The sequence below is a fragment of the Streptomyces sp. NPDC059850 genome, assembly GCF_042731515.1.
GTDB lineage: Bacteria > Actinomycetota > Actinomycetes > Streptomycetales > Streptomycetaceae > Streptomyces.
In genome coordinates this window covers 77114-100450 of sequence record NZ_JBHWJI010000004.1, presented here as the reverse complement: position 1 = coordinate 100450, position 23337 = coordinate 77114, and the positions used below count along the sequence as shown (strand labels likewise).

The 23337-nt window shown below is 73.2% G+C and carries 18 protein-coding genes; 12 read left to right on the top strand and 6 right to left on the bottom strand.

Features of this window, described 5'->3' with window-relative positions; all coding sequences use genetic code 11:
- The first annotated feature begins 21 nt into the window (after positions 1 to 21).
- Positions 22 to 2358, top strand: a complete 2337-nt coding sequence (locus tag ACFV9T_RS04760; RefSeq protein ID WP_385436643.1) for a glycoside hydrolase family 95-like protein — start codon at positions 22 to 24, stop codon at positions 2356 to 2358.
- Here ACFV9T_RS04760 and ACFV9T_RS04755 read toward each other — a convergent pair.
- On the bottom strand, positions 2355 to 3923 hold the full coding sequence (locus ACFV9T_RS04755) for a PucR family transcriptional regulator (protein ID WP_385436642.1): 1569 nt from the start codon (positions 3921 to 3923) through the stop codon (positions 2355 to 2357). The two genes, ACFV9T_RS04760 and ACFV9T_RS04755, sit on opposite strands and share 4 nt — an antisense overlap.
- Positions 3924 to 4081: 158 nt before the next feature.
- On the opposite strand from ACFV9T_RS04755, the gene ACFV9T_RS04750 reads away from it, so the two are divergent.
- Together ACFV9T_RS04750 and ACFV9T_RS04745 are read left to right on the top strand one after the other, a co-directional pair.
- Positions 4082 to 5554 (top strand): sodium:solute symporter, encoded by a 1473-nt coding sequence (locus ACFV9T_RS04750; protein ID WP_385436641.1) that lies wholly within the window; start codon positions 4082 to 4084, stop codon positions 5552 to 5554.
- A 46-nt stretch (positions 5555 to 5600) separates the two neighbouring features.
- Positions 5601 to 6395, top strand: coding sequence for a class II aldolase/adducin family protein (locus ACFV9T_RS04745; RefSeq protein ID WP_385436640.1), 795 nt, complete (start codon positions 5601 to 5603; stop codon positions 6393 to 6395).
- A gap of 21 nt (positions 6396 to 6416) precedes the next feature.
- On the opposite strand, the gene ACFV9T_RS04740 is transcribed toward ACFV9T_RS04745, so the two are convergent.
- Complete coding sequence (locus tag ACFV9T_RS04740) at positions 6417 to 6830, bottom strand: DUF5997 family protein (RefSeq protein WP_385436639.1); 414 nt, start codon at positions 6828 to 6830, stop codon at positions 6417 to 6419.
- 73 nt (positions 6831 to 6903) lie between these two features.
- Here ACFV9T_RS04740 and ACFV9T_RS04735 point away from each other — a divergent pair, with 73 nt between their 5' ends.
- The gene (locus tag ACFV9T_RS04735; RefSeq protein ID WP_385436638.1) at positions 6904 to 7683 is read left to right on the top strand and encodes a LysR substrate-binding domain-containing protein; all 780 of its coding nucleotides are present in this window, start codon (positions 6904 to 6906) and stop codon (positions 7681 to 7683) included.
- On the opposite strand, the gene ACFV9T_RS04730 is transcribed toward ACFV9T_RS04735, so the two are convergent.
- Entirely contained in the window at positions 7680 to 8264 is a 585-nt protein-coding gene (locus ACFV9T_RS04730) for a TetR/AcrR family transcriptional regulator (RefSeq protein WP_385436637.1), read from the bottom strand. The genes ACFV9T_RS04735 and ACFV9T_RS04730 overlap by 4 nt on opposite strands.
- A 270-nt stretch (positions 8265 to 8534) precedes the next feature.
- Here ACFV9T_RS04730 and ACFV9T_RS04725 point away from each other — a divergent pair, with 270 nt between their 5' ends.
- The 6 genes from ACFV9T_RS04725 to ACFV9T_RS04700 all read left to right on the top strand — a co-directional run bounded on the left by ACFV9T_RS04725 (position 8535) and on the right by ACFV9T_RS04700 (position 17813).
- Positions 8535 to 9131: a (2Fe-2S)-binding protein gene (locus tag ACFV9T_RS04725; protein ID WP_385436636.1), complete on the top strand. Its 597-nt coding sequence runs from the start codon at positions 8535 to 8537 to the stop codon at positions 9129 to 9131.
- A complete protein-coding gene (locus ACFV9T_RS04720) occupies positions 9128 to 10120 on the top strand; it encodes an FAD binding domain-containing protein (RefSeq protein ID WP_385436635.1) in 993 nt (330 codons plus the stop codon). The genes ACFV9T_RS04725 and ACFV9T_RS04720 overlap by 4 nt, the downstream gene beginning before the upstream one ends.
- Positions 10117 to 12255, top strand: coding sequence for a xanthine dehydrogenase family protein molybdopterin-binding subunit (locus ACFV9T_RS04715; RefSeq protein ID WP_385436634.1), 2139 nt, complete (start codon positions 10117 to 10119; stop codon positions 12253 to 12255). The genes ACFV9T_RS04720 and ACFV9T_RS04715 overlap by 4 nt, the downstream gene beginning before the upstream one ends.
- Positions 12248 to 13387: an XdhC family protein gene (locus ACFV9T_RS04710; protein WP_385436633.1), complete on the top strand. Its 1140-nt coding sequence runs from the start codon at positions 12248 to 12250 to the stop codon at positions 13385 to 13387. Before ACFV9T_RS04715 ends, ACFV9T_RS04710 begins: the two co-directional genes overlap by 8 nt.
- Positions 13388 to 13463: 76 nt before the next feature.
- Positions 13464 to 15572 carry a hydantoinase/oxoprolinase family protein gene (locus ACFV9T_RS04705; protein ID WP_385436632.1) on the top strand — a complete coding sequence of 703 codons (2109 nt, stop codon included), beginning with the start codon at positions 13464 to 13466 and terminating at the stop codon, positions 15570 to 15572.
- Between the two features lie 24 nt (positions 15573 to 15596).
- Positions 15597 to 17813, top strand: coding sequence for a hydantoinase B/oxoprolinase family protein (locus ACFV9T_RS04700; protein ID WP_385436631.1), 2217 nt, complete (start codon positions 15597 to 15599; stop codon positions 17811 to 17813).
- A gap of 59 nt (positions 17814 to 17872) precedes the next feature.
- Here the strand turns inward: ACFV9T_RS04700 and ACFV9T_RS04695 are convergent, their stop codons facing one another.
- Both ACFV9T_RS04695 and ACFV9T_RS04690 read right to left on the bottom strand, forming a co-directional pair.
- Positions 17873 to 18562: an HAD family hydrolase gene (locus tag ACFV9T_RS04695; RefSeq protein WP_385436630.1), complete on the bottom strand. Its 690-nt coding sequence runs from the start codon at positions 18560 to 18562 to the stop codon at positions 17873 to 17875.
- A gap of 24 nt (positions 18563 to 18586) precedes the next feature.
- Positions 18587 to 19090, bottom strand: a complete 504-nt coding sequence (locus ACFV9T_RS04690; protein ID WP_385436629.1) for an Lrp/AsnC family transcriptional regulator — start codon at positions 19088 to 19090, stop codon at positions 18587 to 18589.
- 252 nt (positions 19091 to 19342) lie between these two features.
- On the opposite strand from ACFV9T_RS04690, the gene ACFV9T_RS04685 reads away from it, so the two are divergent.
- Both ACFV9T_RS04685 and ACFV9T_RS04680 read left to right on the top strand, forming a co-directional pair.
- Complete coding sequence (locus tag ACFV9T_RS04685; protein ID WP_385436628.1) at positions 19343 to 20827, top strand: FUSC family protein; 1485 nt, start codon at positions 19343 to 19345, stop codon at positions 20825 to 20827.
- 321 nt (positions 20828 to 21148) lie between these two features.
- Positions 21149 to 22189, top strand: coding sequence for a lactonase family protein (locus tag ACFV9T_RS04680; protein ID WP_385436627.1), 1041 nt, complete (start codon positions 21149 to 21151; stop codon positions 22187 to 22189).
- Between the two features lie 139 nt (positions 22190 to 22328).
- On the opposite strand, the gene ACFV9T_RS04675 is transcribed toward ACFV9T_RS04680, so the two are convergent.
- The gene (locus ACFV9T_RS04675) at positions 22329 to 23330 is read right to left on the bottom strand and encodes a hypothetical protein (RefSeq protein WP_385436626.1); all 1002 of its coding nucleotides are present in this window, start codon (positions 23328 to 23330) and stop codon (positions 22329 to 22331) included.
- Between the last annotated feature and the right edge of the window lie 7 nt (positions 23331 to 23337).

Genomic DNA, 23337 nt, shown 5'->3' with positions numbered 1-23337 from the left:
CCAGGTATGGGAGGCACATACGTGACCCCGACAACAGGGAACGGGATCTCTCGAAGAGGTGTGATCGGCTCGGCGGCCGCGATCGGCACCGTCGGCACCGCGGGCTGGCTGACCGGATCCGGCACCGCCTGGGCCACGCCCCCGCCGGACGCGGGCCGGGCGGGAAACCTGACCGAACGCGTGGTCAGGGCCGCGGCCCTGCGGTGGCGCCGGCTGCCCGGCGACTGGAAGGACGGCCCCTTCCTCGCCAACGGACTGCTCGGCGCGCAGGTCTACCGGGGCGCGACCCCCAACTCCGTGAAAGTCATGGTCAGCCACAGCCAGGTGCAGGACCAGCGGCCCCAGTGGCGCGCCCCGTACGGCTTCTCACGGCTGCCCATCGGCCACTTCGACCTCACCCTGGCCGGGGAGGTGACCGGCATCGACTGGACCCTCGACCTGTGGGACGCCGAGCTGCGCGGCACCGTCACCACCACCCGGGGCAGCGTCCGCTTCTCGATGCTCGTGCACAACGCCCGTACCGCGCTGCTGATCTCCACCCGCCCCAGCGCGGGCGAGGCGGCGGCGGCCTGGTCGTTCACCTGGCTGCCCGCCGCCTCGCCGCGCACCAAGGACAAGCCCGCCGACTACACGGGCAACCCCGACCCCCGCACCGGCACCGCGGGTGCCACCGGCTACGTCGAGCAGCCGCTCATCGCGGGCGGCGGCTGGACCACCGCGTGGCGCGAACGCCGCGTCGGCACCGGCAGACTGCTCGCCGCGCACATCGTCTACCGCTACCCCGAAGACCTGTCGCGCACCACGGAGCTGGCCGTCGCCGAAGTGGCCCGCACCCTGGCCGCGGACCCGGACGACCTGGTGAGTGAACACCGCGCCTGGTGGCACCGCTTCTACCGGCGCAGCCTGCTGTCCGTACCCGACAAGCGCCTCCAGGACTTCTACTGGATCCAGCTCTACAAGGCGGCCTGCGCCACCCGGGCGGGCGGCCCCTCGATGTCCGAGTGGGGCCCCTGGTATCCGGAGACCGGCGGCAGCTGGACCGCCGTGTGGTGGAACCTCAACGTGCAGATCGCCACCTGGCTGATCCAGGGCTCCAACCACCTCGAACTCGACTCCGTCACCTCCACCTTCAAGGACTTCGAGCAGTACCTGCCGCTCTCGGTCCCGCCGCAGTACCAGGACGGGCAGACCTACGCCCTCGCCCACCCCTCCGACTGGAAGCTGCGCCCCGGCGCCAAGACCGTCGGTATCCCCGGCACCTCCACCAAGACCGACAACAACGGCAACCTCATCTGGGCCATGCACAACGTCTGGCTCAGCTACCGCCACACCATGGACACCCGCATCGTGCGCGACGTCCTCTACCCGATCCTGGTCAAGGCGGTGAACTTCTACGACCACTTCCTGTACGAGGGCGGTGACGGCAAGCTGCACCTCCCGCTCACCCGCTCACCCGAGTGGGCGGACGCCGAGGACTGCGTCTACGACCTCTCCCTGCTCCGCTGGGGCTGCGCCACGCTCCTCGACTGCCTGCGGATCCTCCGTACGGACCATCCGCGCGCCGCGCGCTGGCGCGAGATCCTGAAGCGCCTGGTGGCCTACCCGCGCGACGCGACCGGCGTCATGATCGGTGCGGGCAAGCCGCTCACCGAATCCCACCGCCACTTCTCCCACATGCTGTGGCTGTTCCCGCTGCACGAGCTGGACTGGGACCGGCCTGGCGACCGGGACATCATGCGGACCACCTTCGACCACTGGGTCAAGGACCGCGCCCTGTGGGCCGGTTACAGCTACGCCGCCGCCTCGTCGATGACCTCGCGGATGGACCGCCCCGAGGAGGCCCTCGACTTCCTCACCTTCTTCACCGGCGGCAACGTCATCAACAACGCCTGGATGACCGAGAACACCATGTACGTCGAGGGCGGAAACCTCGGCATCGAGAGCCCCCTGACGGCGACCCAGTCGGTGCTGGACATGGCCGTGCAGAGCCATGGCGGCGTGGTGCGGGTCTTCCCCTCCGTATCGCGGCGCTGGCCCGACTTCTCGGTCCAGTCCCTGCGCGCCCAGGGCGCGTTCCTGATCGACGCGGACCGCTCGGGCGGCCGTACCCGGTGGGTGCGCGTGCACAGCGAGGCGGGCGCGCCCCTGGTGCTGGACCACGGCATCCGTGGCGCCGTCGACGTACGGGACGAGCGCGGCCGGGCGCTGCGGTACCGGGAGACGGGACCCGGCCGCATCGAGATCCCGCTCCGCCGGGACGAGACGGCCCTCGTCGCCCCGCGCGGCACCCGCCCCGACCCGGCCCCGCGCGACGTACCGGCCATCGGCGACGCCAAGCCGTGGGGGCTGCCGGACTAGGGATCGTTGTCCGGAAGCCACTCCAGGGCGAACCAGAGGTCCATCCGCACCGCCGCGTCCTGGAGGTCGGCGCCGAGGAGCCCGGCGACCCGGGTCAAGCGGTGGCGCACGGTGTTGCGGTGGACCCGCAGCTCGGCGGCCGTACGGTCCCAACTGCCGTGGAACGTCAGCCAGGTCCGCAGGGTGCCGAGCAGTACGGCGGCGCCCGGCGGACCGGCCCCGCCGAGCGCGGCGAAGCGGGCCCGGGCGAACTCCCGGGCGTCGGCGGGCGAGACGAGGGAGTGCACGGCCGGTGCCGTGTCCTCGTGCACCAGGGCCGCCACCTCGGCGGCGATCGCACGCCGCAGCGCCCGCCCGGCCCGGGCGTCGGCGCGCGGCAGGTCGGCCGCGGGGGAGGGGGCGCTGAAGCCGAGGGTCCACCCGAGGGCGGCGGCCTGCGCGGGGACGCGCGGACGGGTGTCCGGCGCGCAGGGGACGAGCGCCCGCAGCGCCGGACCGTCGATGTGCACGTACGGAGTGCCGAGCGCCGTACCGAGGGTGGCGAGCTGCGCCGGGTCCTGCCCCTGCCGCGACCGGTGGGGATCCTGCCGTCCGTGGACCACGACCCAGTGGTCGTGCGCCGGATGTTCGGAGGGTACGAGGGCGGGCGCGACCTCCGCCGGGGTGGCGCCGAGCAGGAGCCGCACGAGCGCTCCGGCGCTGTGGCTGCCGGTGTTCAGGGCATGCCGCGGGCTGGTGAGCAGGGACAGCAGGACGGTGGCCGTGCTGGTCACCTGCCGGTGGACCAGCGGCAGGGTGGCGGTGGTGGCGGCCTGGCCGAGCGCCAGCGTCGTGGTGCCGGCGGCGCCGGGCAGCGTGTGCACGGTCAGATGCACACCGTCGTGGTGGTGGGCAGCCGCCGCGGGCGGTGGCTGCCCGCCCGCGGCCCGGCCGGTGGCGGGGCGGGATGTCGTACGGACGGCGAGGTCGCGCAGCAGAGCGGGCACCGGCTCCGGGGGACGCCTGCCCGCACGGAACAGTTCGTTGCCCCGGCCGTCGAAGAGCACCGACCAGGTGCCGGTGTGGGCGCTGAGCTGGGTGAGTACGGCCTGCAGCGCGTCCGGACGGGCGGCGGCCGAGGCGAGGGCCGACTGCGCCTGCGAGACCTTCTTCAGGTCGCGGTTGCGGGCCTCGGCGATGGCGGCGTACGTGGCCCGGCCGACGGCCACGAACGGAGTGTGCGGCGGCAGCCGCAGCAGCGGCAGCCCATGGCGGTCGCACGCGGCGATCAGCTCGGCCGGTACGTCCTCGTGCACCGGGGCCACGCCGAAGCCGAGGGCGGCGACCCCGGCCGCCACCACGCGCGCCACATAGGTGTCGATGCCGTCCGCGTCGGGCGGCAGCCGCACTCCGGCGGTGAGGAGGAGTTCGCCGCCCACGAGATAGGGCGTGGGGTCCTCGATCTCGGTGGTGCCGACCGTGCCGATGCGCCGCTCCCCGGCGGGCCCGGCGACTTGGCGCAGGCCCAGCGAGGAGTCGGCGAGCAGCACGCCGAGGGGGACGGACAGTGGATCGTGCTCGGTCACAAGGCAGGGATCCTCTCATCCCGCGGCACCGCGCCGGGGTGTCGGATTCGTCCAACGCGCGGTTTCACATGAGGCGAATCCGCGGGTTCAGCGCCAGTGTGCACCGTGGATAAGGTCACGCATCACCCCCCCCACGCCGTACTGCTTCGGAGGACCTGATGGCCGTCGACTACCTCGTCATGCTCGGATATCTGCTGGCCATCGTGGGTGTCGGCTGGTGGGGCAAGAGACTCGCCTCATCCAAGAGCGACTTCCTGGTCGCCGGGCGGCGGCTGGGCCCGCTGATGTACACGGGCACGATGGCCGCCGTCGTCCTCGGCGGCGCCTCCACCATCGGCGGGGTACGCCTGGGCTACACCTACGGTGTCTCCGGCGCCGCGATGGTGTTCGCCATCGGTCTCGGGCTGCTGGCCCTCAGCGTGTTCTTCTCCGCCCGGATCGCCCGGCTGCGCGTCTACACCGTCGCCGAAATGCTCTCCCTGCGCTACGGCGACGCCGCGAGCGTGATCTCCGGCCTGGTGATGTGGGTCTACACCCTGATGCTGGCCGTGACCTCGACGATCGCGTACGCCAGCGTCTTCGATGTGCTCTTCGACGTGCCGCGCTGGGCCGCGGTCGTCATCGGCGGAACCATCGTCGTGGGCTACTCGGCGCTCGGCGGCATGTGGTCCATCACGCTCACCGACATGGTGCAGTTCGTGATCAAGAGCATCGGCGTGCTCGTCCTGCTGCTGCCCATCGCGGTGATCAAGGCCGGGGGATTCTCCGCGATGGCGGACCGGCTGCCGCACGACTACTTCTCCCCGGCCTCCATCGGCGGGCAGACCCTCTTCACCTATGTGCTGATCTACACGTTCGGCATGCTCATCGGGCAGGACATCTGGCAGCGGGTCTTCACCGCCCGCAACGACCGGGTGGCCACCTGGGGCGGTACCGCCGCCGGGATCTACTGTCTCGTCTACGCCCTGGCCGGAGCCGTCATAGGCATGGCGACCAAGGCGCTGTACCCGCATCTGGCCAGTGCCGACCAGGCGTTCGCCACCATCGTCCAGCACACCCTGCCCACCGGTGTCAGGGGGCTCGTCCTCGCCGCCGCCCTGTCGGCGATGATGTCCACCGCCAGCGGCGCCCTGATCGCCTCGGCCACGGTCGCCAACAACGACATCTGGGCCCGGCTGCGACGCCGCACCACCGAGGCCACGGACGGCCCGGACGATCGCGACGAGATCCGCTCGAACCGGCTGGCCATCGTCGTCCTCGGTGTGACCGCCATCGTCATCGCGTGCGTCCTGGGCGATGTCCTCGCCGCGCTCACCGTCGCCTACAACCTCCTGGTCGGCGGCCTGCTGGTGCCCATCCTCGGCGGGCTGGTGTGGAAGCGCGGCAACCTGCCCGGTGCCCTGGCCGCGATGATCGCGGGTGGCCTCACGGTGATCACGCTCATGGTGGTCGAGGGGCTGCTCGCCAACGAGCCGATCTACTTCGGCCTGCTCGCCGCCCTGGTCGCCTACGTGGCCGTCAGCCTCGCCACCAAGCCGACCGAGGAGGCCGCGGTCGACGCCTGGCGCCGCCGCGTGGCGGGCGAACCGGCCACCGCGCCCGAACCCGCACCCGCACCCGTGACCGTCTGAGCCGGAGCGAATCCACCGTCACCCCCACGACCCGAGGACTCACCCCGTGACCGCTTCGACCCCCCACCACACCGATCCGGCCGCCCCGGACACCTCCGCCGAGGAGGCGCGGCTGCGCCGCGAACTCGCCGCGGTCTACCGCCTGGTGGCGCACTTCCGGATGACCGACCTGATCTTCACCCACATCAGCGCCCGCGTCCCCGGCCCCGAACACCACTTCCTGATCAACCCGTACGGTCTCCTCTTCGAGGAGATCACCGCGTCGAACCTCGTCAAGGTCGATCTGTCCGGCCGTCCCGTCGAGGAGACCCCGCATCCGGTCAACCCCGCCGGGTTCGTCATCCACAGCGCCGTCCACGCCTCCCGGCCCGACGCCCACTGCGTCCTGCACACCCACACCAAGGCGGGCTGCGCCGTCGCCGCCCAGGCGGACGGGCTGCTGCCGCTCAACCAGATCTCCCTGGAGTTCTACGGCAGGCTCGGCTACCACGACTACGAGGGCGTCGCACTCAACCTCGCCGAACAGCGGCGGCTCGTCGCCGATCTCGCGGGTCACCCGGCGATGATCCTGCGCAACCACGGCCTGCTGACCGTCGGGGAAACCCCGGCCCAGGCCTTTCTGCGCATGTACTACCTGGACAAGGCGTGCGAGATCCAGATCGCGGCGACGGCCGGGGGCGCGAAGCTCGTCACGCCGCCTCCGGACATCTGTGAGTTGACGGCCCGTCAGCTCGATGGCGAGGACGACGGCTCCGACTTGCAGGACGACCAGGCGTACGACCTGGCCTGGGCGGCGCTGCTGCGGCTCGTGGAGCGCGTCGCTCCCGACTACAAGGACTGAAAAGGGCTGAACGGGCGGGGGTCAGGAGTGCGACGGGCCGGTCTGGGCGTCGCGCTCCGCCTGCTCGGCCTTCTTCTCCTTGATCCGCACGGCTTCCTTCCGCACCTCGGCCTGGGTGGCGCGCTCCTTCTCCAGCCACTCGGGCTGCTCCGCCTTCAGGGCGTCGATCTGCTCGGTGGTGAGGGCCTCGGTGATCCCGCCGCGCGCCAGGCCCGCGATGGAGGTGCCCAGCTTCGCCGCGACCACCGGCCGGGGGTGCGGGCCGTTGCGGCGCAGTTCCCGCAGCCACTCGGGCGGATCGGTCTGGAGGGCGTTGAGTTCGGCCCGTGAGACGACGCCCTCCTGGAACTCGGCGGGGGTGGCCTGGAGGTACACACCCAGCTTCTTCGCCGCGGTGGCGGGCTTCATCGTCTGGGTGGTCTGGTGCGACTTCATGGAGTCAAGGGTATCGAGCGCGCGGGCGGCCCCGGACCACGGCCCGGTCCGGCGCGACCGGTAGCCTGGCGGGGTGACAGGCTCGGAAGCATCCCCTACGTTCCGGCTCGCGTATGTCCCGGGGGCGACGCCCGCCAAGTGGGTGCGGATCTGGAACGAGCGCCTGCCCGACGTCCCCCTGACCCTCATCCCGGTGTCCGCCGCCGAAGCGCCCGAGGTGCTGCGGGGCGGCGACGCCGACGCGGGTCTGGTGCGGCTGCCGGTGGACCGTACGGTGTTCAGCGCGATCCCCCTCTACACCGAGACGTCGGTGGTCGTGGTGCCGAAGGACCACATCGTGGCGGCGGTCGAAGAGGTGACCGCCGACGACCTGGCCGAGGACATCGTGCTGCACCCCCTGGACGACGTGATCGGCTGGGAGCGGCTGCCGGGGCGGCCCGCCATCGAGCGCCCCGCCACGACGGCGGACGCCATCGAGCTGGTGGCGGCCGGAGTGGGCGTGCTGGTCGTGCCGCAGTCGCTGGCCCGGCTGCACCACCGCAGGGACCTCACGTACCGGCCGGTCACGGACGCGCCCCAGTCGAGCGTCGCGCTGTCCTGGCCGGAGGACGCGACCACCGACCAGGTGGAGGACTTCATCGGGATCGTTCGCGGACGTACGGTCAACAGCACCCGGGGCCGCGCCCAGCCCCCGGAGCAGCCGAAGCGCAAGCCCACGGCGGGCAAGGCGGCGTCCGGCAAGACGCCCGGGCCGGGGAAGAGCCCGCGAGGCCGTTCCGCGGCCCCCAAGGGCGGCGGCAAGGGCGGCGGCAAGGGCGGCGCCAAGCGCGGCAAACCCCGCCGCCGCTCCTAGCGAGAGGCGGTCCCGGGCGCCCCGGCCCGCAGCCCGTCCATCACCAGGTCCAGGAGCCGCCCGGCGCACCCCTGCCAGTCCCCGCAGGGGTCGATCTGCCAGAGCCCGGCGATGGCGAGCATGAAGTCGTCCGGGGTGACCCCCGGGCGGATCGTGCCCGCCTCCTCGTTCGCTGTCAGGAGGAGCGCGACGGCCGAGGTCAGCGAACCGCGTGCCAGCTGGACCAGGCCACCGTGCGTGGTGGCCTTGAGCAGCGCACCGGCCAGCCCCGCCTTGGTCATGGCGTACTGGGCGAGCCGGTCCATCCACTCCCGCAGTGCCTGTTCCGGGGCGCGGGTGCGGAGCAGCTGGGCCGCGGCGTCGGCGACCTGCTGCACCTCGTAGCGGTAGACCTCCAGGACCAGCGCCTCACGGTTGGGGAAATTCCGGTAGAACGTTCCCTGCCCGACGCCCGCCTTCTTCGCGATCGCGCTCAGCGGGGCGTCCGCCGAGCACGTCAGCTCCGCCAGGGCCACTGCGAGGATGCGCTCGCGATTCCGTTGCGCGTCCGAGCGCAGTGGGGTGTCCTTCTTCTCGGGCACTCGTCCTCCTTTCCGGAATCGCCAACGGGCCGCCCTTGCTAACCGGACAACTGTCCGATAAGTTCATAGCAGCCGGACAACTGTCCACTTAGGTCTACCTTACCGGCAGATCCGGCCAGTGCGAACGCCCGGTGCGAGCGGCCGGTGCCGGTCGCCACCAGCCCGCTCACCCTTCCAGACTCTTCCCGGGCCCGCCCGGACCACTCCCGCCCCCCGTCTGCCCGGATCATTTCGCTCGACGCGCACCAGCTACGCGAAAGAAGACTGATCATGGCTCCAACCTCCCCGACGTCCAGCGCCATCACGCTGAACATCAACGGCGAGAAGCACACCCTGCCCGTCGACCACCGCACCACCCTGCTCGACGCCCTGCGCGAACGTCTCGATCTGACCGGCACGAAGAAGGGGTGCGACCAGGGTCAGTGCGGCGCCTGCACCGTACTGCTCGACGGCCGCCGGGCCGTCTCGTGTCTCCAGCTCGCGGTGGCCGCCGAGGGGCGCGAGATCGTCACCATCGAAGGCGTGGCCGACGGCGAGGACCTGCACCCGGTGCAGCAGGCCTTCCTCGACCTCGACGGCTACCAGTGCGGCTACTGCACCCCCGGGCAGATCTGCTCGGCCATCGCCGTGATCGAGGAACACGCGGCGGGCTGGCCGAGCGCCGCGACCCAGGACGTACGGCCGGACGCGGGAGTCCAGCCGCTGACCGCCGAGGAGATCCGGGAGCGGATGAGCGGCAACCTGTGCCGCTGCGGCGCGTATGTGTCGATCGTCGAGGCGGTCGCACGGGCGGCGGAGGCCGCACAGCCACCAGCGGGTGGCTCGGGTGACGGTATCGGCGCGACGGAAGCGGAGGCAGCGGTATGAGGGAATTCGGGTACGAGCGGGTGCACGACGTCTCCGGGGCCGTGGCCCTGCTGGGCGCCGACCCCGACGCGCGCTACCTCGGCGGTGGCACCAACCTGGTCGACCTGATGAAGACCGGGGTGGAGCGGCCCGCGCGCCTCGTCGACGTGCGCGACCTCCCCCTCGACCAGATCGAGGCCACGGAGGACGGCGGATTGCGCATCGGCGCGACCGTCACCAACAGCGACCTCGCCGCCCACCCCGAGGTGCGCACCCGCTACCCGGCGCTGGCCCAGGCCGTGCTGGCCGGAGCCTCCGGGCAGCTGCGCAACATGGCCACGGTCGGCGGCAACCTGCTCCAGCGCACCCGCTGCGGCTACTTCACCGACACCGCCAAGCCCTGCAACAAGCGGGTCCCCGGCAGCGGTTGTCCCGCCATCGAGGGCGAGCACCACAACCACGCGATCCTCGGCGCCTCCGAGCACTGCGTGGCCACCCACCCCTCGGACATGGGGGTGGCGCTGGCCGCCTTCGACGCCGTCGTGCACTACGAAACGGCCGATGGGCCGGGCGAGTTGCCGTTCGCGTCGTTGTATCTGCCGGTGGGGGACACCCCGCACCTGGAGACCGCCCTGCCGTCCGGCGCGCTGATCACCGGCATCACCCTGCCGCCCGCCCCGGTCGCCACCGTCTCGCGCTACCGGAAGGTGCGTGAGCGCGCCTCCTACGCGTTCGCGATCGGCTCGATCGCCGCCGCCCTCGACGTCCGCGACGGCGTCGTCCACGAAGTGCGCCTGGCCTTCGGGGCGGTGGCGTCCCGGCCGTGGCGGGCCCGGGAGGCCGAGCGGGTGCTGACCGGGGGCCCGGTGAGCGCCGAGGCGTTCGCCGCCGCAGCCGACGCCGAACTGGCGGCCGCAAAGACACTGCCGCACAACGGATACAAGGTGACGCTGATGCGCAACCTCGTCGTGGCCATGCTGTCCGAACTCGCCGAGGAGGCCGCCCGATGACCACGACGACCGGAACCGCCGCCGTCACCCCGTCCGTCGGAGCCGCGCGCACCCGCGTGGAGGGCCGCGAGAAGGTCACCGGCGCGGCCCGCTACGCCGGTGAGATCCCCTTCGCCGATCTGGCCCACGGCTGGCTGGTGGTGTCCACCATCGCCCGCGGCCGCATCAGCTCGGTGGAGACCGCGCCCGTCGAGGCGATGCCCGGCGTCCTCGCCGTCCTGCACCACGGCAACGCCCCGCGCGTCGACGGCGACTACGTCGGCCTGCTGGGCAAGCCCGACCCGACCATCACGCTCTTCCAGAACGACCGGGTGCCGTTCGCGGGCTGGCCCGTGGCGCTGGTCGTGGCGCAGACGCCGGAGCAGGCCCGGGAAGCCGCCGAGGCGCTGGAGGTCCGGTACGAGGAGGAGCCGCACGACGTGGCGTTCTCCGCCGGGCGCACCGGTACGTACGTACCGGAGGAGCAGCAGGCGGAGACCGAGAAGGGCGACATCGAGGCCGGACTCGCCGAGGCGGCCTTCGTCGTGGACGCGGAGTACACCACTCCGGAAGAGCACCACGCCATGATGGAGCCGCACGCGGCCACCGCCCGCTGGGACAGCGGACGGCTGGAGGTCGTCGACTCCAACCAGGGCAGCATGTGGGTGGCCGACGAGCTGGCGAAGATGTTCTCCCTCGACCCGGCCTCGGTCCGGGTGCGCTCCGAACACGTCGGCGGCGGCTTCGGCTCCAAGGGGCTGCGCCCGCACCAGGTGGCCGCCGTGATGGCCACGACCACCCTCCACCGCCCGGTCCGGGTCGTCCTGACGCGCCGCCAGATGTTCGCCATCACCGGCTACCGCAGCCCCACCGCGCAGCGGATCAGGCTCGGCGCCGACGCGGACGGGCGGCTGAGCGTCTTCGACCACCAGGCCCAGAGCCTCACGTCGACGGTGCACGAGTTCATCGAGCGCAGCGCCGACTACGGGCGCGCGATGTACGACGCCGACGCGCACCACACCGTCAACCGCCTGGTGAAGCTCGATGTGCCGACACCGACCTTCGTGCGCGCGCCGGGCGAGGCACCCGGCTCGTTCGCGCTGGAGTCCGCGATCGACGAACTCGCCGAGAAGTGCGGCCTCGACCCGATCGCGCTGCGGGCCCGCAACGAACCCGAGGCGGGCCCGGTGTCCGGGCTGCCGTTCAGCACCCGCAGGCTGAACGACTGCTTCGCGGAGGGCGCCCGCAGGTTCGGCTGGGCGGACCGCGACGCGCGTCCCGGGCTGCGCCGCGAGGGCCGCTGGCTGCTCGGCACCGGCACGGCGGCGGCCACCTTCCCCTCGGGTGTCGCCCCGTCCACCGCGGCCGTGACCGCCGAGTCGGACGGCACGTTCACGGTGCGGATCACCGCGGCCGACATCGGCACCGGAGCCAGGACCGCGCTGACCCAGATCGCCGCGGACGCGCTGGAGGTGACGCCGAGCCGCATCCACATGCGGATCGCGGACAGCGACTTCGGGCAGGCGATGATCGCCGGTGGCTCCATGGGCACCCGCTCCTGGGCCTGGGCCGTCACCTCCGCGGCGAAGGAGCTGCGCGAGAAGCTGGCCCTCGGCGGCACCATCCCGGAGGAGGGCATCACCGCCCGGTCGGACACCTCCGAGGCCGTCTTCGCGCTCGCCAAGAAGGAACGGCACTCCTACGGAGCGCAGTTCGCCGAGGTCGCCGTGGACGCCGCCACGGGCGAGGTCCGGGTGCGGCGCATGCTCGGCATCTTCGCCGCGGGCCGCATCGTCAACCCGCTGACCGCGCGCAGCCAGTTCATCGGCGGCATGACCTGGGGCCTGTCCATGGCGCTGCACGAGGAGGCCATCCGGGACGAGGCCTTCGGCAGCCACGTCGGCCCCGACCTCGCGGGCTATCACGTCGCCGCGCACGCCGATGTGCCGCCGATCGAGGTGGGCTGGGTGGACGACCCGGACCCGGACGACCCGGTCGGCATCAAGGGCATCGGCGAGGTCGGCATCGTCGGAGCGGCGGCGGCCATCGCCAACGCCGTCTGGCACGCGACCGGTGTGCGCCACCGCCACCTGCCGATCCGCCCCGACCGCGTTCTGCTGGCGGGCACCGCGCCAGGTGGGGACGGGGATGCTTGATATCGCCACCGAGCTGAACCGGTGGGCCGAGGAGGGCCGGGACTTCGCCGTCGCCACCGTCGTGGCCGTCGGTGGCAGCGCGCCGCGTGGTCCCGGCGCCGCCCTCGCCGTCGACGCCGGGGGCACGGCCATCGGCTCGGTCTCCGGCGGCTGCGTGGAGGGGGCGGTCTACGAGCGCTGCCTCCAGGCGCTCCAGGACGGCACGACCTTCCTGGAGCGGTTCGGGTACAGCGACGAGGACGCGTTCGCGGTGGGGCTGACCTGCGGCGGTGAGCTGGAGGTCCTGGTCACGCCGGTGCGCGCGGACGCGCCGGTCCGGGCGGTGTTCGCGGCGGCCCTGTCGGCCGCCGCCCGTGGGGAGACGGCCGCGGTCGCCCGGGTCTCCCGGGGCCCGGCCGACCTCCTCGGCCGGGCGCTCCTGGTCCGCCCGGACGGCTCGTACGAGGGCGGCCTCGGGAGCAGCCCGGAGCTGGACCGTACGGCGGCGGACGAGGCGGGCGCGCTGCTCGCCTCGGGCCGCACCGGCGCGTTCACTCTCCCCGAGGCCGGTGGGGCCGGTGGCCTCACCGTCTTCGTCGAGTCGAGCGTGCCGCCGCCCCGGATGATCGTCTTCGGCGCCGTGGACTTCGCCTCGGCCCTGGCGCGCACCGGCAAGTTCCTCGGCTACCACGTGACCGTGTGCGACGCCCGCCCGGTCTTCGCCACCCGGGACCGCTTCCCCGACGCCGACGAGATCGTGGTCGACTGGCCGCACCGCTATCTGCGCGACACGGCCACCGACGCCCGAACGGTGCTGTGCGTGCTCACCCATGACGCCAAGTTCGATGTGCCGCTGCTGGAGGAGGCCCTGCGGCTGCCCGTCGCGTTCGTCGGCGCCATGGGCTCGCGCCGTACCCACGACGACCGCACCCGCAAGCTGCGCGAGGCCGGTCTCACCGACCGCGAACTGGCCCGGCTGCGCTCGCCGATCGGCCTCGACCTCGGCGCCCGTACGCCCGAGGAGACCGCGCTGTCCATCGCGGCGGAGATCGTCGCGGCCAAACGGGGCGGCACGGGCGTGCCGTTGACCGGCTCGAAGACACCGATCCACCGCGAGACCAACGGACAATTGACGAAGATCATCTCTGGTTGACAGCGATCCGGCATGGCGGAAAGGCTCGTTCATGTCGTGCATCAGACTGAAGACCCAAGGAGTTGATCCAGCCCGGATGCCTTCGTACTACGTGGCTTCCGACATCGGTGGCACCTTCACCGACACTGTCGTGATCGATGACACCGGACGGGTCGGCCGGTACAAGTCCTCCACCGTTCCCGCGAACCCGGCCGAAGGGGTGCTGAACACCCTGGTCGACGCCGCCGAAGAGCGCGGCGTCGGCCTGGCCGAACTGCTCGCGGACGTCGAGATGTTCGCGCATGGCACCACGATCGCCACCAACGCCATGCTCGAAGGCCGCACCAAGAAGGTCGGCCTGATCCAGACCCGTGGCTTCGGGGACACCCTGACGACCATGCGCGGGTTCAAGGGGACCGGCCTCGAAGAGGAGGAGATCAAGCGGTTCCGCACGCTGGTGAAACAGCCTGCGGCCGTGCCCCGTTCGCTGACCGAGGAGGTCACCGAGCGCGTCGACTACGCGGGCCGGGTCGTCTGCCCACTAGACGAGGACGACGTGCGGCGCGCCGTGGCGCGGCTGCGGGACGCCGGGGCCGAGGTGTTCGCCGTCTCGCTCCTCTGGTCCTTCGCCAACGACGCGCACGAGCGCCGGGTCGGCGAGATCGTGGCCGAGGAAGCGCCCGGCGCGAGCGTGACCCTCTCCAGGGAATTCCTGCCACGGATCGGCGAGTACGAGCGCACCCTGACCACCGCGGTCAACGCGGGCCTGCGCCCGCTGCTCGGGGCGTCGCTGGACAGTTTCGAATCCACCCTGGCCAAGGCGGGTCTGCGCACCGGCCCGCTGCTCATGCAGTCCGGCGGCGGGCTGGCCACCTTCGCGGAGGCGGAGAAGCGCGCGGCGGCGGCCGTGATGTCCGGGCCGGTCGGCGGCGTGGTGGCCTCCCAGTACCTGGGCAGCCGGGGCGAGCACCGCAACATCGTCACCACCGACATGGGCGGCACCAGCTTCGACGTCGGGCTGGTGCTGGACGAGCGTCCCGTCATGTCCAACACCACCCTCATCGGCCGCGACCGGCTCGCCCTGCCGTCCGTGGCGGTGCGGGCGATCGGCGCCGGAGCCGGTTCCATCGCCTCCGTACGGGGCGGGGTGCTGACCGTCGGGCCCGAGAGCGCGGGCGCCCACCCCGGCCCGGCCTGTTACGGGCGCGGCGGCGAGCGCCCCACGGTCGCCGACGCGGACCTGGTGCTCGGCTACCTCAACCCGGACAACTTCCTCGGCGGGCGGCTCACCCTCGACGTCGAACGCGCCCGTACCGCCATCGAGGAGCACATCGCCCGGCCCACCGGCTTGAGCGTCGAACAGGCCGCGGAGGGCATCAAGACCATCGTGGACGCGCGGATGGCCGACCTGGTGCGCCAGGTGACCGTGGAACAGGGCTACGACCCGGCCGACTTCTCGGTGTTCGCGTACGGCGGCGCGGGCCCGCTGCACGCCTTCAGCTACGGCGCCGAGCTGGGCTGTCCACGGATCGTCGTGCCGCTGACCGCCTCGGTCCACTCCGCGTTCGGCATCGGCAGTTCGGACCTGACCATGGTCGAGGAGCTGTCCAAGCCGCTCCAGTCGCCGCCCGGCACCACCGACTACGGGGCCGCGCTGCCGCCGGAGGAGATCGAGGCGGCGTTCGGCGCGCTGCGGGAGCGGGCCGTGAAGGGGCTCGTCGAGGCAGGCGCCGACCGGGAGACGGTGACCTTCGCCCGGTCCGTGGAGATCCGGTTCCGGGCCCAGATCCATGTGCTGACCGTCGGCTTCGGGGACGGCCCGATCACCGCCGCCGAGGTGAACGCCATGGTCGAGCGGTTCATCGACACCTACGAGGGCCGGTTCGGCAAGGGCTCGGCGTTCCCCGAGGGCGGTGTGGAGATCACCACCTTCCGGGTCGTCGCGGCGAGCCCGGTGCCCCGCGCCGAACTCGACGCCGTACGTACGCGGGGCACCGCGGAGGTGGACGGGCCGGGCACCCGGCGGGTGTTCAGCGGCGGCGCGTGGACGGACGCCACCGTCTACCGCGCCGACCACCTGCACGAGGGCTTGCGCATCGAGGGCCTGGCCATCGTGGAGATGCCGGACACCACCGTCGTGATCGGCACCGGCCAGGAGGCCGTCGTCGACCGGCTCGGCGGCATCGTGATCCACAACCGCCCCTGAATCCCCCCCACATACGGAGCAACGATGAACACCGCTGCCCCCACACCCCCGGCCGCCGCGAACGGGACGGCCGACTCCGTCAACCCCGTTACTCACGAGGTCATCCGGCACAAGCTCTGGTCCATCAACGCCGAGGGTGCCACCACCGTCGAGCACGTCTCCGGCTCCCCGGTCGTGCACGCCACCGACTACAACTTCGGCATCTACACGGCCTCCGGCGAGATGGCCGTCATCGGCACGTACCTGCTGACCCCGGTCTACACGGGCGCGATGGCGATCGAGGAGTTCCAGCGCCGGTACGACGACATCGAGCCCGGGGACGTCTTCATCATCAACGACCCGTACATCGCCGCGATGCACCAGAACGACGTGCAGTTCTGCAGCCCGGTCTTCCGGGACGGCGAACTCGTCGCCTGGCTCGGCTGCATGGCCCACCAGGTCGACCTCGGCGGCATGGACCCCGGCAGCTGGTGCACCACCGCCACCGACGTCTACCAGGAGGGCATCCGGATCCCGCCGGGCCGGATCGTCCGCAAGGGGACCGTCAACCAGGAGCTGTGGGACACCATCGTCGCCAACTCCCGGATGGCGGGCACGGTCGCCAACGACTTCCGGGCCTTCCTCGCCGGACTGCGCGTCGCCGAGCGGCGCTTCCACGAGCTGTGCGACCGCTACGGCACCGGCCAGGTCCGCACCACGATGGAGCGCACCCTCGACCACAGCGAGGCCCAGCTGCGGGCCATGCTGGAGGAGCTGCCGGACGGGGTGTACGAGCACACCTCGTACCTCGACCGCCCGGACGGCTCGGGGAACGACGGTGACCAGGGCATCGAACTGCTGGAGGTCCCCTGCCGGATGGAGAAGACCGGTGACCGGCTGGTCTTCGACTTCTCCGACTCCAGTCCGCAGAGCCCCGCGTACGGCATGACCACGCGCGGCGGGCTGCTCGGCGCCGTGGCCACGCTCATGCTGTGCACGTTCGGCGCGGAGATCCACTGGAACCACGGCATCATGCGCCCCGTCGAGGTCAAGGCGCCCGACGGGCTGTGCGTGACCGCCGTCGAGCCGATGCCGGTCAGCGGCGGCGCGGCGGGCGCGAACTGGACGGCGACCTGCTCGGCGGGCGGCGCCATCGCGAAGATGCTCAGCTTCTCCGAGACGTACGAGAGCTTCGCCTTCGGCCCGAGCGACGGGTCGTGGCAGCTGAGCCAGTTCGGCGGCGCCGACCAGCACGGGCAGCCGTTCGCCTCGATGTACATGGACTCGCTGATGTGGGGCGGGCCCGCCTTCTCCTTCCGCGACGGCGTGGACGCGGGCGGTGCCATGGTCATCCTCGGAGGCGGCGCGACCGACGTCGAACAGCAGGAGATGCGGCATCCGCTGATGTACCTGTGGCGCCGTCAGGTCGCCGACTCCGGCGGCGCGGGCACCTACCGGGGCGGCAACGGCATCCAGTTCGCCCTCACCCCGATCGACACCCCGGAGGTGACCGGCGTCCTCGGCACCCACGGGGTGTCGCTGCCGAACCGCACCGGCCTCTTCGGCGGTCTGCCCGGCTCGTGCGCCCGCTTCGAGCGCGTCACCTCCGCGGCCCCGCTGGACCGGCTGGCATCCGGTCAGGCCATCACCCGGATCGCCGACCTCGGCGGCAGCCACGAGACGCTGCCCGGCGTTTCCCCGGCGGCCCGCATCGCCCACGGCGACGTCTTCGAGTGCACCGTCCAGAACGGCGGCGGCTACGGCGACCCGCTGCTGCGCGACCCCGCCAGGGTCGCCGCCGACGTGGAGCGCCACGCGGTGACCCCGGAATCCGCCACCCGGCTGTACGGGGTCGCCCTGACCCCGGACGGCGGCGTGGACGAGCCCGCGACCGAGGCCCACCGCCAGCGGATCCGCGAGGACCGCCGCGCCCGCATGACGGCCCCGGCCGCCGGGGCCCCCGCCGCTACGGGGGAGCCCACCGGGATCTGGGGCAGCGCCCTGGCCACCTTCCCCGGCCCGGACGGGCGGCAGGCCGCCGCCTGCCGCCACTGCGGAGCCGGGCTCGGCACGCTGGCGGACGGCTGGGAAGCCCTCGCGGGCCGGGTCACGCTCGGCCCGGATGACCTGGGCCGGGACGTCCGCGTCCACGACGCGCTCACCGTCGTCGCCTATGTGTGCCCGCACTGCGTGACGTCCCTGTGGGTCGACACGGAGCCGGTCGCGGGCAAGCCCTGGCGGGACTTCGCCCCGCGCGTCTGAGCGGCGTTTACGGCGTCTGTGTGCCCCGGTCCGGATTCCGGCCGGGGCACACGTACGGATCAACTGCCGGACGTCACCCAGTCGTACGCCGCCCCCGCGTCGAACTCGCCCTGCCCGCCCCGGAAGATCAGCCCCGCGTGGTCGTACGCCGAACCGCTACCGGCCGCGTGCTCGTCGTACGGGACGGCGACGCAGCGCATCCCGGCCCGCCGCGCCGCCTCCACCCCGGGCCCGGCGTCCTCGACCACCACACAGTCGGCCGGATCGGTGGCCAGCAGCCGCGCGGCCGCCAGGAAGACATCCGGTTCCGGCTTGCCCCGGCCGGTGTCCTCCGCCGAGACGTACAGCGGCAGCAGCGTGTCCAGACCGGTGGCGGCGAGCGCGGCCTCGATCGCGGACCGGGAGGAGCCGGACGCCACGGCGAGCGGATGCCCGGCGTCGCGCAGCCGCTCGGCGAACGCCCGCATCTCGGGGAAGACGGCGGTGGAGGTGCGGACCAGCTCCAGGTAGTGGCCGTTCTTGACGGCGAGCAGCTCGTCCACCGGCGCGTCGATCGCGTACCGCGTGCGCAGGGTCTCCAGGGTCTCGCGGGTGCCGATCCCGATGAACTGGGTGTGCTCCTCCCAGGTGAAGCCGGTGACGCCGTATTGCGCGAGGGTGCGCTTGCCCGCCTCGTAGTAGTTGGGCTCGCTGTCCACGAGCGTGCCGTCGAGGTCGAAGATCACGGAAGGGGTCCGCCGGAAGCTCATACGGACAGCATGCCAAGGACGTGATCAGGGCCGACGGCGGGTTCCCGCGGTCTGCCCCACCGCGTCGACCAGCGGCAGCATCCGGTGGCGCACCCGCTCCCTGAGCACCATCTCGGTGCGGGTGCGGACCACTCCCGGCTGCTGGATCAGCCGCTGCACGACGTCCTCCAGATGCTCGTTGTCCCGGGCCACCACCCGGGTCAGCAGATCACCCGCGCCCGTGGTCGAGAACACCTCGATGATCTCCGGGACGGTGGCCAACGCGTCGCCCACGTCGTCCAGATGGCCCTGGGTGACCTCGATGTGCACGAAGGCCAGCACCGGGTGGCCGAGCGCGGCGGGGGAGAGCGACGGGCCGTAGCCGGTGATCACGCCGTCCCGCTCCAGCCGGTCCAGCCGCGCCTGCACGGTGCCGCGCGCGACGCCCAGCAGCCGGGCGTACTCGCGCACGCTGGTGCGCGGCTGCTCCAGCAGCAGCCGCAGGATCTTCGCGTCGAGCGCGTCCACCGCGCCCACCGGTGCGGGCATGGGCCATCGGCTCCCTCGTGGTCGGTTCGTCCGAGCGGCGACTGTACCAATGGCCCAGCGAAACGGTGATCGCTTGAGCCGATGGTGGCGGGGTGCTTCTCTTGGGGGCAGATGGCGTTGCGCTGGGCTGCGCCGGACGGCAAGGAAGCCGCATCCGGGTCCCCGCAGCGCCTTTGTCATGCCCGGAGGCGAAAGGGACAGGTCACAGCGGTGCTGCGCGGGTTTCAGACGGTGGTGAGGGCGTGCGCGACGATGTTCGCGGCCCCGGATCCGGGGTTGCGGCGGCTGCGGATCTCGGCGCGGGGCGCGCTCGGCGTCGGCTCCGCGGTGGCCGCCGTGGCCTGGGCCGGGCTGCCCCTGACGGCGGCCGTCGTGGGCGGCCTCGCGGCGCTCCTCGCGCTCTTCACGGTGGCGGACCCGACGGTGCGGCGGCAGGCCGTCACCACCGCGCTGCTCCCGGCCACCGGCCTCCCGGTGCTGGCGCTGGCCGCCGTACTGCACCGGGTGCCGCTCGGGCGCGACGCCGCCTTCCTCGCGGTGGTCTTCTGCGGGGTCGCGGCCCGGCGGTGGGGGCCGCGCGGCAACGCCCTCGGCATCTTCGCGTTCATGATGTTCTTCGCGGCCCAGTTCCTGGAGGCCGGGTGGCGGGAGCTGCCCGTGCTGGCGGTGGCGGTGCCGCTGGGCGTGGCGGTGGCCGCGTTCGTCCGGTTCGGCGTGTGGTGCCTCGAGCGGCGCGCGCCCGGGGCGCCCGCCACCGTGCCGCCCGGTGGGCGGGGACTGGCGCGGCCCGCCACCCGGCAGGCGTTCCAGGCGGCCGCCGCTTGTGCCGTCGCGCTCGCCGTCGGCCAGGCGCTCTCCGGGGAGCGGTGGTACTGGGCCGTCGGCACCACCTGGTGGATCTTCGTCAACACCGCCTCGCGCGGTGAGACGCTGGTACGCGGCTTCCGCCGGGTCGTCGGCACCGTCAGCGGCATCGCGGCCGGACTCGCCGTCGCCGTACCGCTGGACGGGGCCCCGGCGCCCACCGCCGTCCTCGTCGCCGCCTGCGTCTTCGGGATCTTCTACACCGCGCCGCTGTCCTACAGCTGGATGGTGTTCTTCGTGACGCTGATGGCCGGGCTGCTCTACGGCCTGCTCGGCGTGCTCCACCCCGGGCTGCTCGCGCTGCGCCTGGAGCAGACCGCCGTCGGCGCGGTCGCGGCGGGCCTGGCCGTGGCGCTCGTGCTCCCGGTGACCACCCACGCCGCTACGGACGGGTGGATCCGGCGCGCCCTGGAGTCCGTACGGCACTGCGCCGCCGACGCCGCGCGGCGGCTCGCGGGCGACCCGGCCGCGGACCCCGCGCCGCACGTCGCCGAGCTGGAGGAGGCGCTGCGGGGGCTGCGGATGTCGATCGCCCCGCTGCTGCACCCGCTCAGCCCGCTGCGCGCCCGCCGGGCCCGCGCCCGGCAGGTCATGCTGGCGCTCGACGACTGCGCCCGCCAGGCGCGCGGCCTCGCCGCGCTGGCGGCCGACCCGGTCGCCTCCCACGACGTCCGGCTGACCGCGGCGTGCGCGCGGGTCGAGGCGGCGGTGAGCCGTCTGACCGCCCCCGTCGGCCCGTCAGCCGCCGCTCCCGCGCCCGCCGCCGGTTTGCCGCCCCATCCGGCCACGGACCGCGCCCTGGCCCATCTCCACGACCTGGAGGCCGCCCTGACGGGCCTCGCCGACCCGCTGCGCGCCCCCGTGCGGGCCTGAGCCAGCGGGCCTCAGCGCGTTGCCGCAGCGGCGCGGCGGATTGCGGGAGGGCCGGGTGGGCCCCGAAGGGGCGCGGGGAACTGCGCGACCAGCCACGACGGTGCCGCGGACGGCTGACAGCGTGATGACACGGCGCGTTGCCGCAGGCAGGGGCTGAGCAGGCCTGAGCGGGCTCCTCCGGCCGTTCCGCCCGCCGGGGCGCTGTCCGCCAACCGGGGCGCGCTGAGGGCGCGTCACGCACGGAATCGTCCATTCCAGAGTCCTGGTCCGGACCGGGCTGTTAGCGTCGGCCACAAGCGAAACCGCTGGAGAGGCAGCACGGTGAGCACGGAGCAACGGACGTACAGCGCCTACATCGGGTCGTTCACCGAGGCGGGCGGAGCCGGGATCACCGTCGCGGACGTCGACCCTGACACGGGGGCACTCACCCCGCGCTCCATCACGGACGAGGTGGCCAACCCCTCGTATCTCGCGCTCTCATCCGGCGGCGATGTCCTCTACGCGGTGAGCGAGACGGACGACGGCGCGGCCGCCGCCTTCCGGACCGGCGGGCCGGGCCGCCCGCTCACCCTCCTCGGCGCCCCGGTTCCCGTCCACGGCGCGGCGCCCACCCATCTCGCGCTCGCCGCCGGGCATCTGCTCACCGCCAACTACGGCTCCGGCAGCGTCAGCGCGCTGCCCGTCCGCGAGGACGGCGGGCTCGGGGAGCCGACGGCCGTGCTGCGGCACGAGGGCGGCGGCCCGGTCCGCGAGCGGCAGAGCGAGCCGCACGCCCATCAGGTGCTGCCCGACCCGTCCGGCGGCTGGCTGCTGAGCGTCGACCTCGGCGCCGACGCGGTGTGGGTGTACGAGCCCGCCGGGCCCCGGGCGCACCGGAAGGTCCGGCTCCGGGCGGGGAGCGGGCCGCGTCATCTCGCGTTCCACCCGCGCGGCGACCGCGCGTACGTCGTCAACGAGCTGGAGCCGACGGTCACGGTGTGCCGCTGGGACGCGGCGTCCGGCGCCCTGGAACCGCTCGGCGAGACTCGGGTCGTCCCGCCGGGGACGGACACCGCCACCTTCCCCTCCGAGGCGGCGGTCTCCCCGGACGGCCGTTTCGTCTGGGTCGCCAACCGAGGCCACGACAGCGTCGCGACGCTCGCCCTCGACACCCCGGGCGACCGCATGGAGCTGGTCACCACCACGCCCTGCGGCGGCCACTGGCCGCGCGACCTGGCCCTCGACCCCTCGGGAACCCGGCTCTACGTCGCGAACGAACGCTCGGGCGAGGTGGCCTGGTTCGGCCTCGATCCCACCACCGGGGTGCCGGGGCGCGGCGGTTCGATCGAGGCCCCGGCCGCGTCCTGCGTGATCTTCGGCTGACCGCATGGCACGCCGTGAGGCAGACCGGGCGTGGGCCGTGCGCGGGGCGGTACCCCCCCCGCGGCACACGGCCTCTCGCGGCTGGAGGGACGATTCAGCACAGTCCCGATCAGCACAGTCCCGATCAGTACAGCCCCGGTCAGCGCAGCCCCGAGGACGCCGGCAGCGTGATGCCCAGCGCCGCCGCGTACTTCGACAGCACCAGCTTGCCCACGGCCGGGTACGCGCCGAGCGCGTCGGCCGCGGCGCAGCCCGCCTCCTGGGACGCGGCCCGGATCAGCTCGGACGAGACCTCCGGACCGATCAGGTACGGCGCGAGCGCGAGCCGGGCCGAACCGGCGGAGCGCAGCTGCTCGGCGACGCGGACCACGGCCCCGTCCTCGTCCAGCGCGGCGGCCATCACCGGCACGGCGAGGCGCGCGGAGAGCAGCATGCCGGTGATCCCACCGGCGTCGGCCGCCTCGCCGCCGCCCACGGTGGCCAGGATGATGCCGTCCGCCGCGGTCGCCACCGTGAAGAGGCGCGCCCGGTCGGCGCGGGCGAGGCCCGCTTCCGACAGCCGGACGTGCAGACCCTCCGCGAGCAGCGGGTGCGGGCCGAGGACGTCGGTGAGTTCGGCGGCGGAGCCGCTGCTCATGATCGACTGGCGTATCCGGCGCAGCAGCGCGTTGTCCGGGCCCGCGAGCAGCGGGACCACCACGGCCGACGGGCCGTCGGTCGGGACGGCGGGCGGCGGAGGCATCTCCGGGATCTCCTCGCCCGCGGCCTCGGCCGCGGCGATCGCCTCCGCGGTGGCGGCGGCGGTGGCCTTGGCGGCCTCCCGCGCCTGGCGCAGCCGCTCGGTGCGGTCCTGGACAGCGCGCGCGAGCACGGTCTCCAACTGCGGGAACTCTTCGTTCCCGCCTTCCACGTCCACATAGCCGACCTGGGCGTCGAGGCCGGGCAGCTCGGAGCGGGCGATGCTCACGATCTCCTCGGCCAGGCCCCGGGTGGCGGCTTCCGGCGTCCCCGGAACGGCCAGCACCAGCGGCGGTGCGCCCACGGGTGCGGCCGCGGGCTCCGGGCGGCGGTGCCGTCCGGCTTGGCGGGGACGCGGCATTCGTACTGGCAGGCCGGACGCGGGCCCTGTGGGGGAGCTCATGGCGCCG

Excerpts from the sequence above, each read along its gene's own strand:
- ACFV9T_RS04750 (WP_385436641.1), top strand. The coding sequence starts at position 4,082 with ATGGCCGTCGACTACCTCGTCATGCTCGGATATCTGCTGGCCATCGTG.
- ACFV9T_RS04740 (WP_385436639.1), bottom strand. The coding sequence starts at position 6,830 with ATGAAGTCGCACCAGACCACCCAGACGATGAAGCCCGCCACCGCGGCG.
- ACFV9T_RS04725 (WP_385436636.1), top strand. The coding sequence starts at position 8,535 with ATGGCTCCAACCTCCCCGACGTCCAGCGCCATCACGCTGAACATCAAC.
- ACFV9T_RS04720 (WP_385436635.1), top strand. The coding sequence starts at position 9,128 with ATGAGGGAATTCGGGTACGAGCGGGTGCACGACGTCTCCGGGGCCGTG.
- ACFV9T_RS04715 (WP_385436634.1), top strand. The coding sequence starts at position 10,117 with ATGACCACGACGACCGGAACCGCCGCCGTCACCCCGTCCGTCGGAGCC.
- ACFV9T_RS04710 (WP_385436633.1), top strand. The coding sequence starts at position 12,248 with ATGCTTGATATCGCCACCGAGCTGAACCGGTGGGCCGAGGAGGGCCGG.
- ACFV9T_RS04705 (WP_385436632.1), top strand. The coding sequence starts at position 13,464 with ATGCCTTCGTACTACGTGGCTTCCGACATCGGTGGCACCTTCACCGAC.
- ACFV9T_RS04700 (WP_385436631.1), top strand. The coding sequence starts at position 15,597 with ATGAACACCGCTGCCCCCACACCCCCGGCCGCCGCGAACGGGACGGCC.
- ACFV9T_RS04695 (WP_385436630.1), bottom strand. The coding sequence starts at position 18,562 with ATGAGCTTCCGGCGGACCCCTTCCGTGATCTTCGACCTCGACGGCACG.
- ACFV9T_RS04690 (WP_385436629.1), bottom strand. The coding sequence starts at position 19,090 with ATGCCCGCACCGGTGGGCGCGGTGGACGCGCTCGACGCGAAGATCCTG.
- ACFV9T_RS04685 (WP_385436628.1), top strand. The coding sequence starts at position 19,343 with ATGTTCGCGGCCCCGGATCCGGGGTTGCGGCGGCTGCGGATCTCGGCG.
- ACFV9T_RS04675 (WP_385436626.1), bottom strand. The coding sequence starts at position 23,330 with ATGAGCTCCCCCACAGGGCCCGCGTCCGGCCTGCCAGTACGAATGCCG.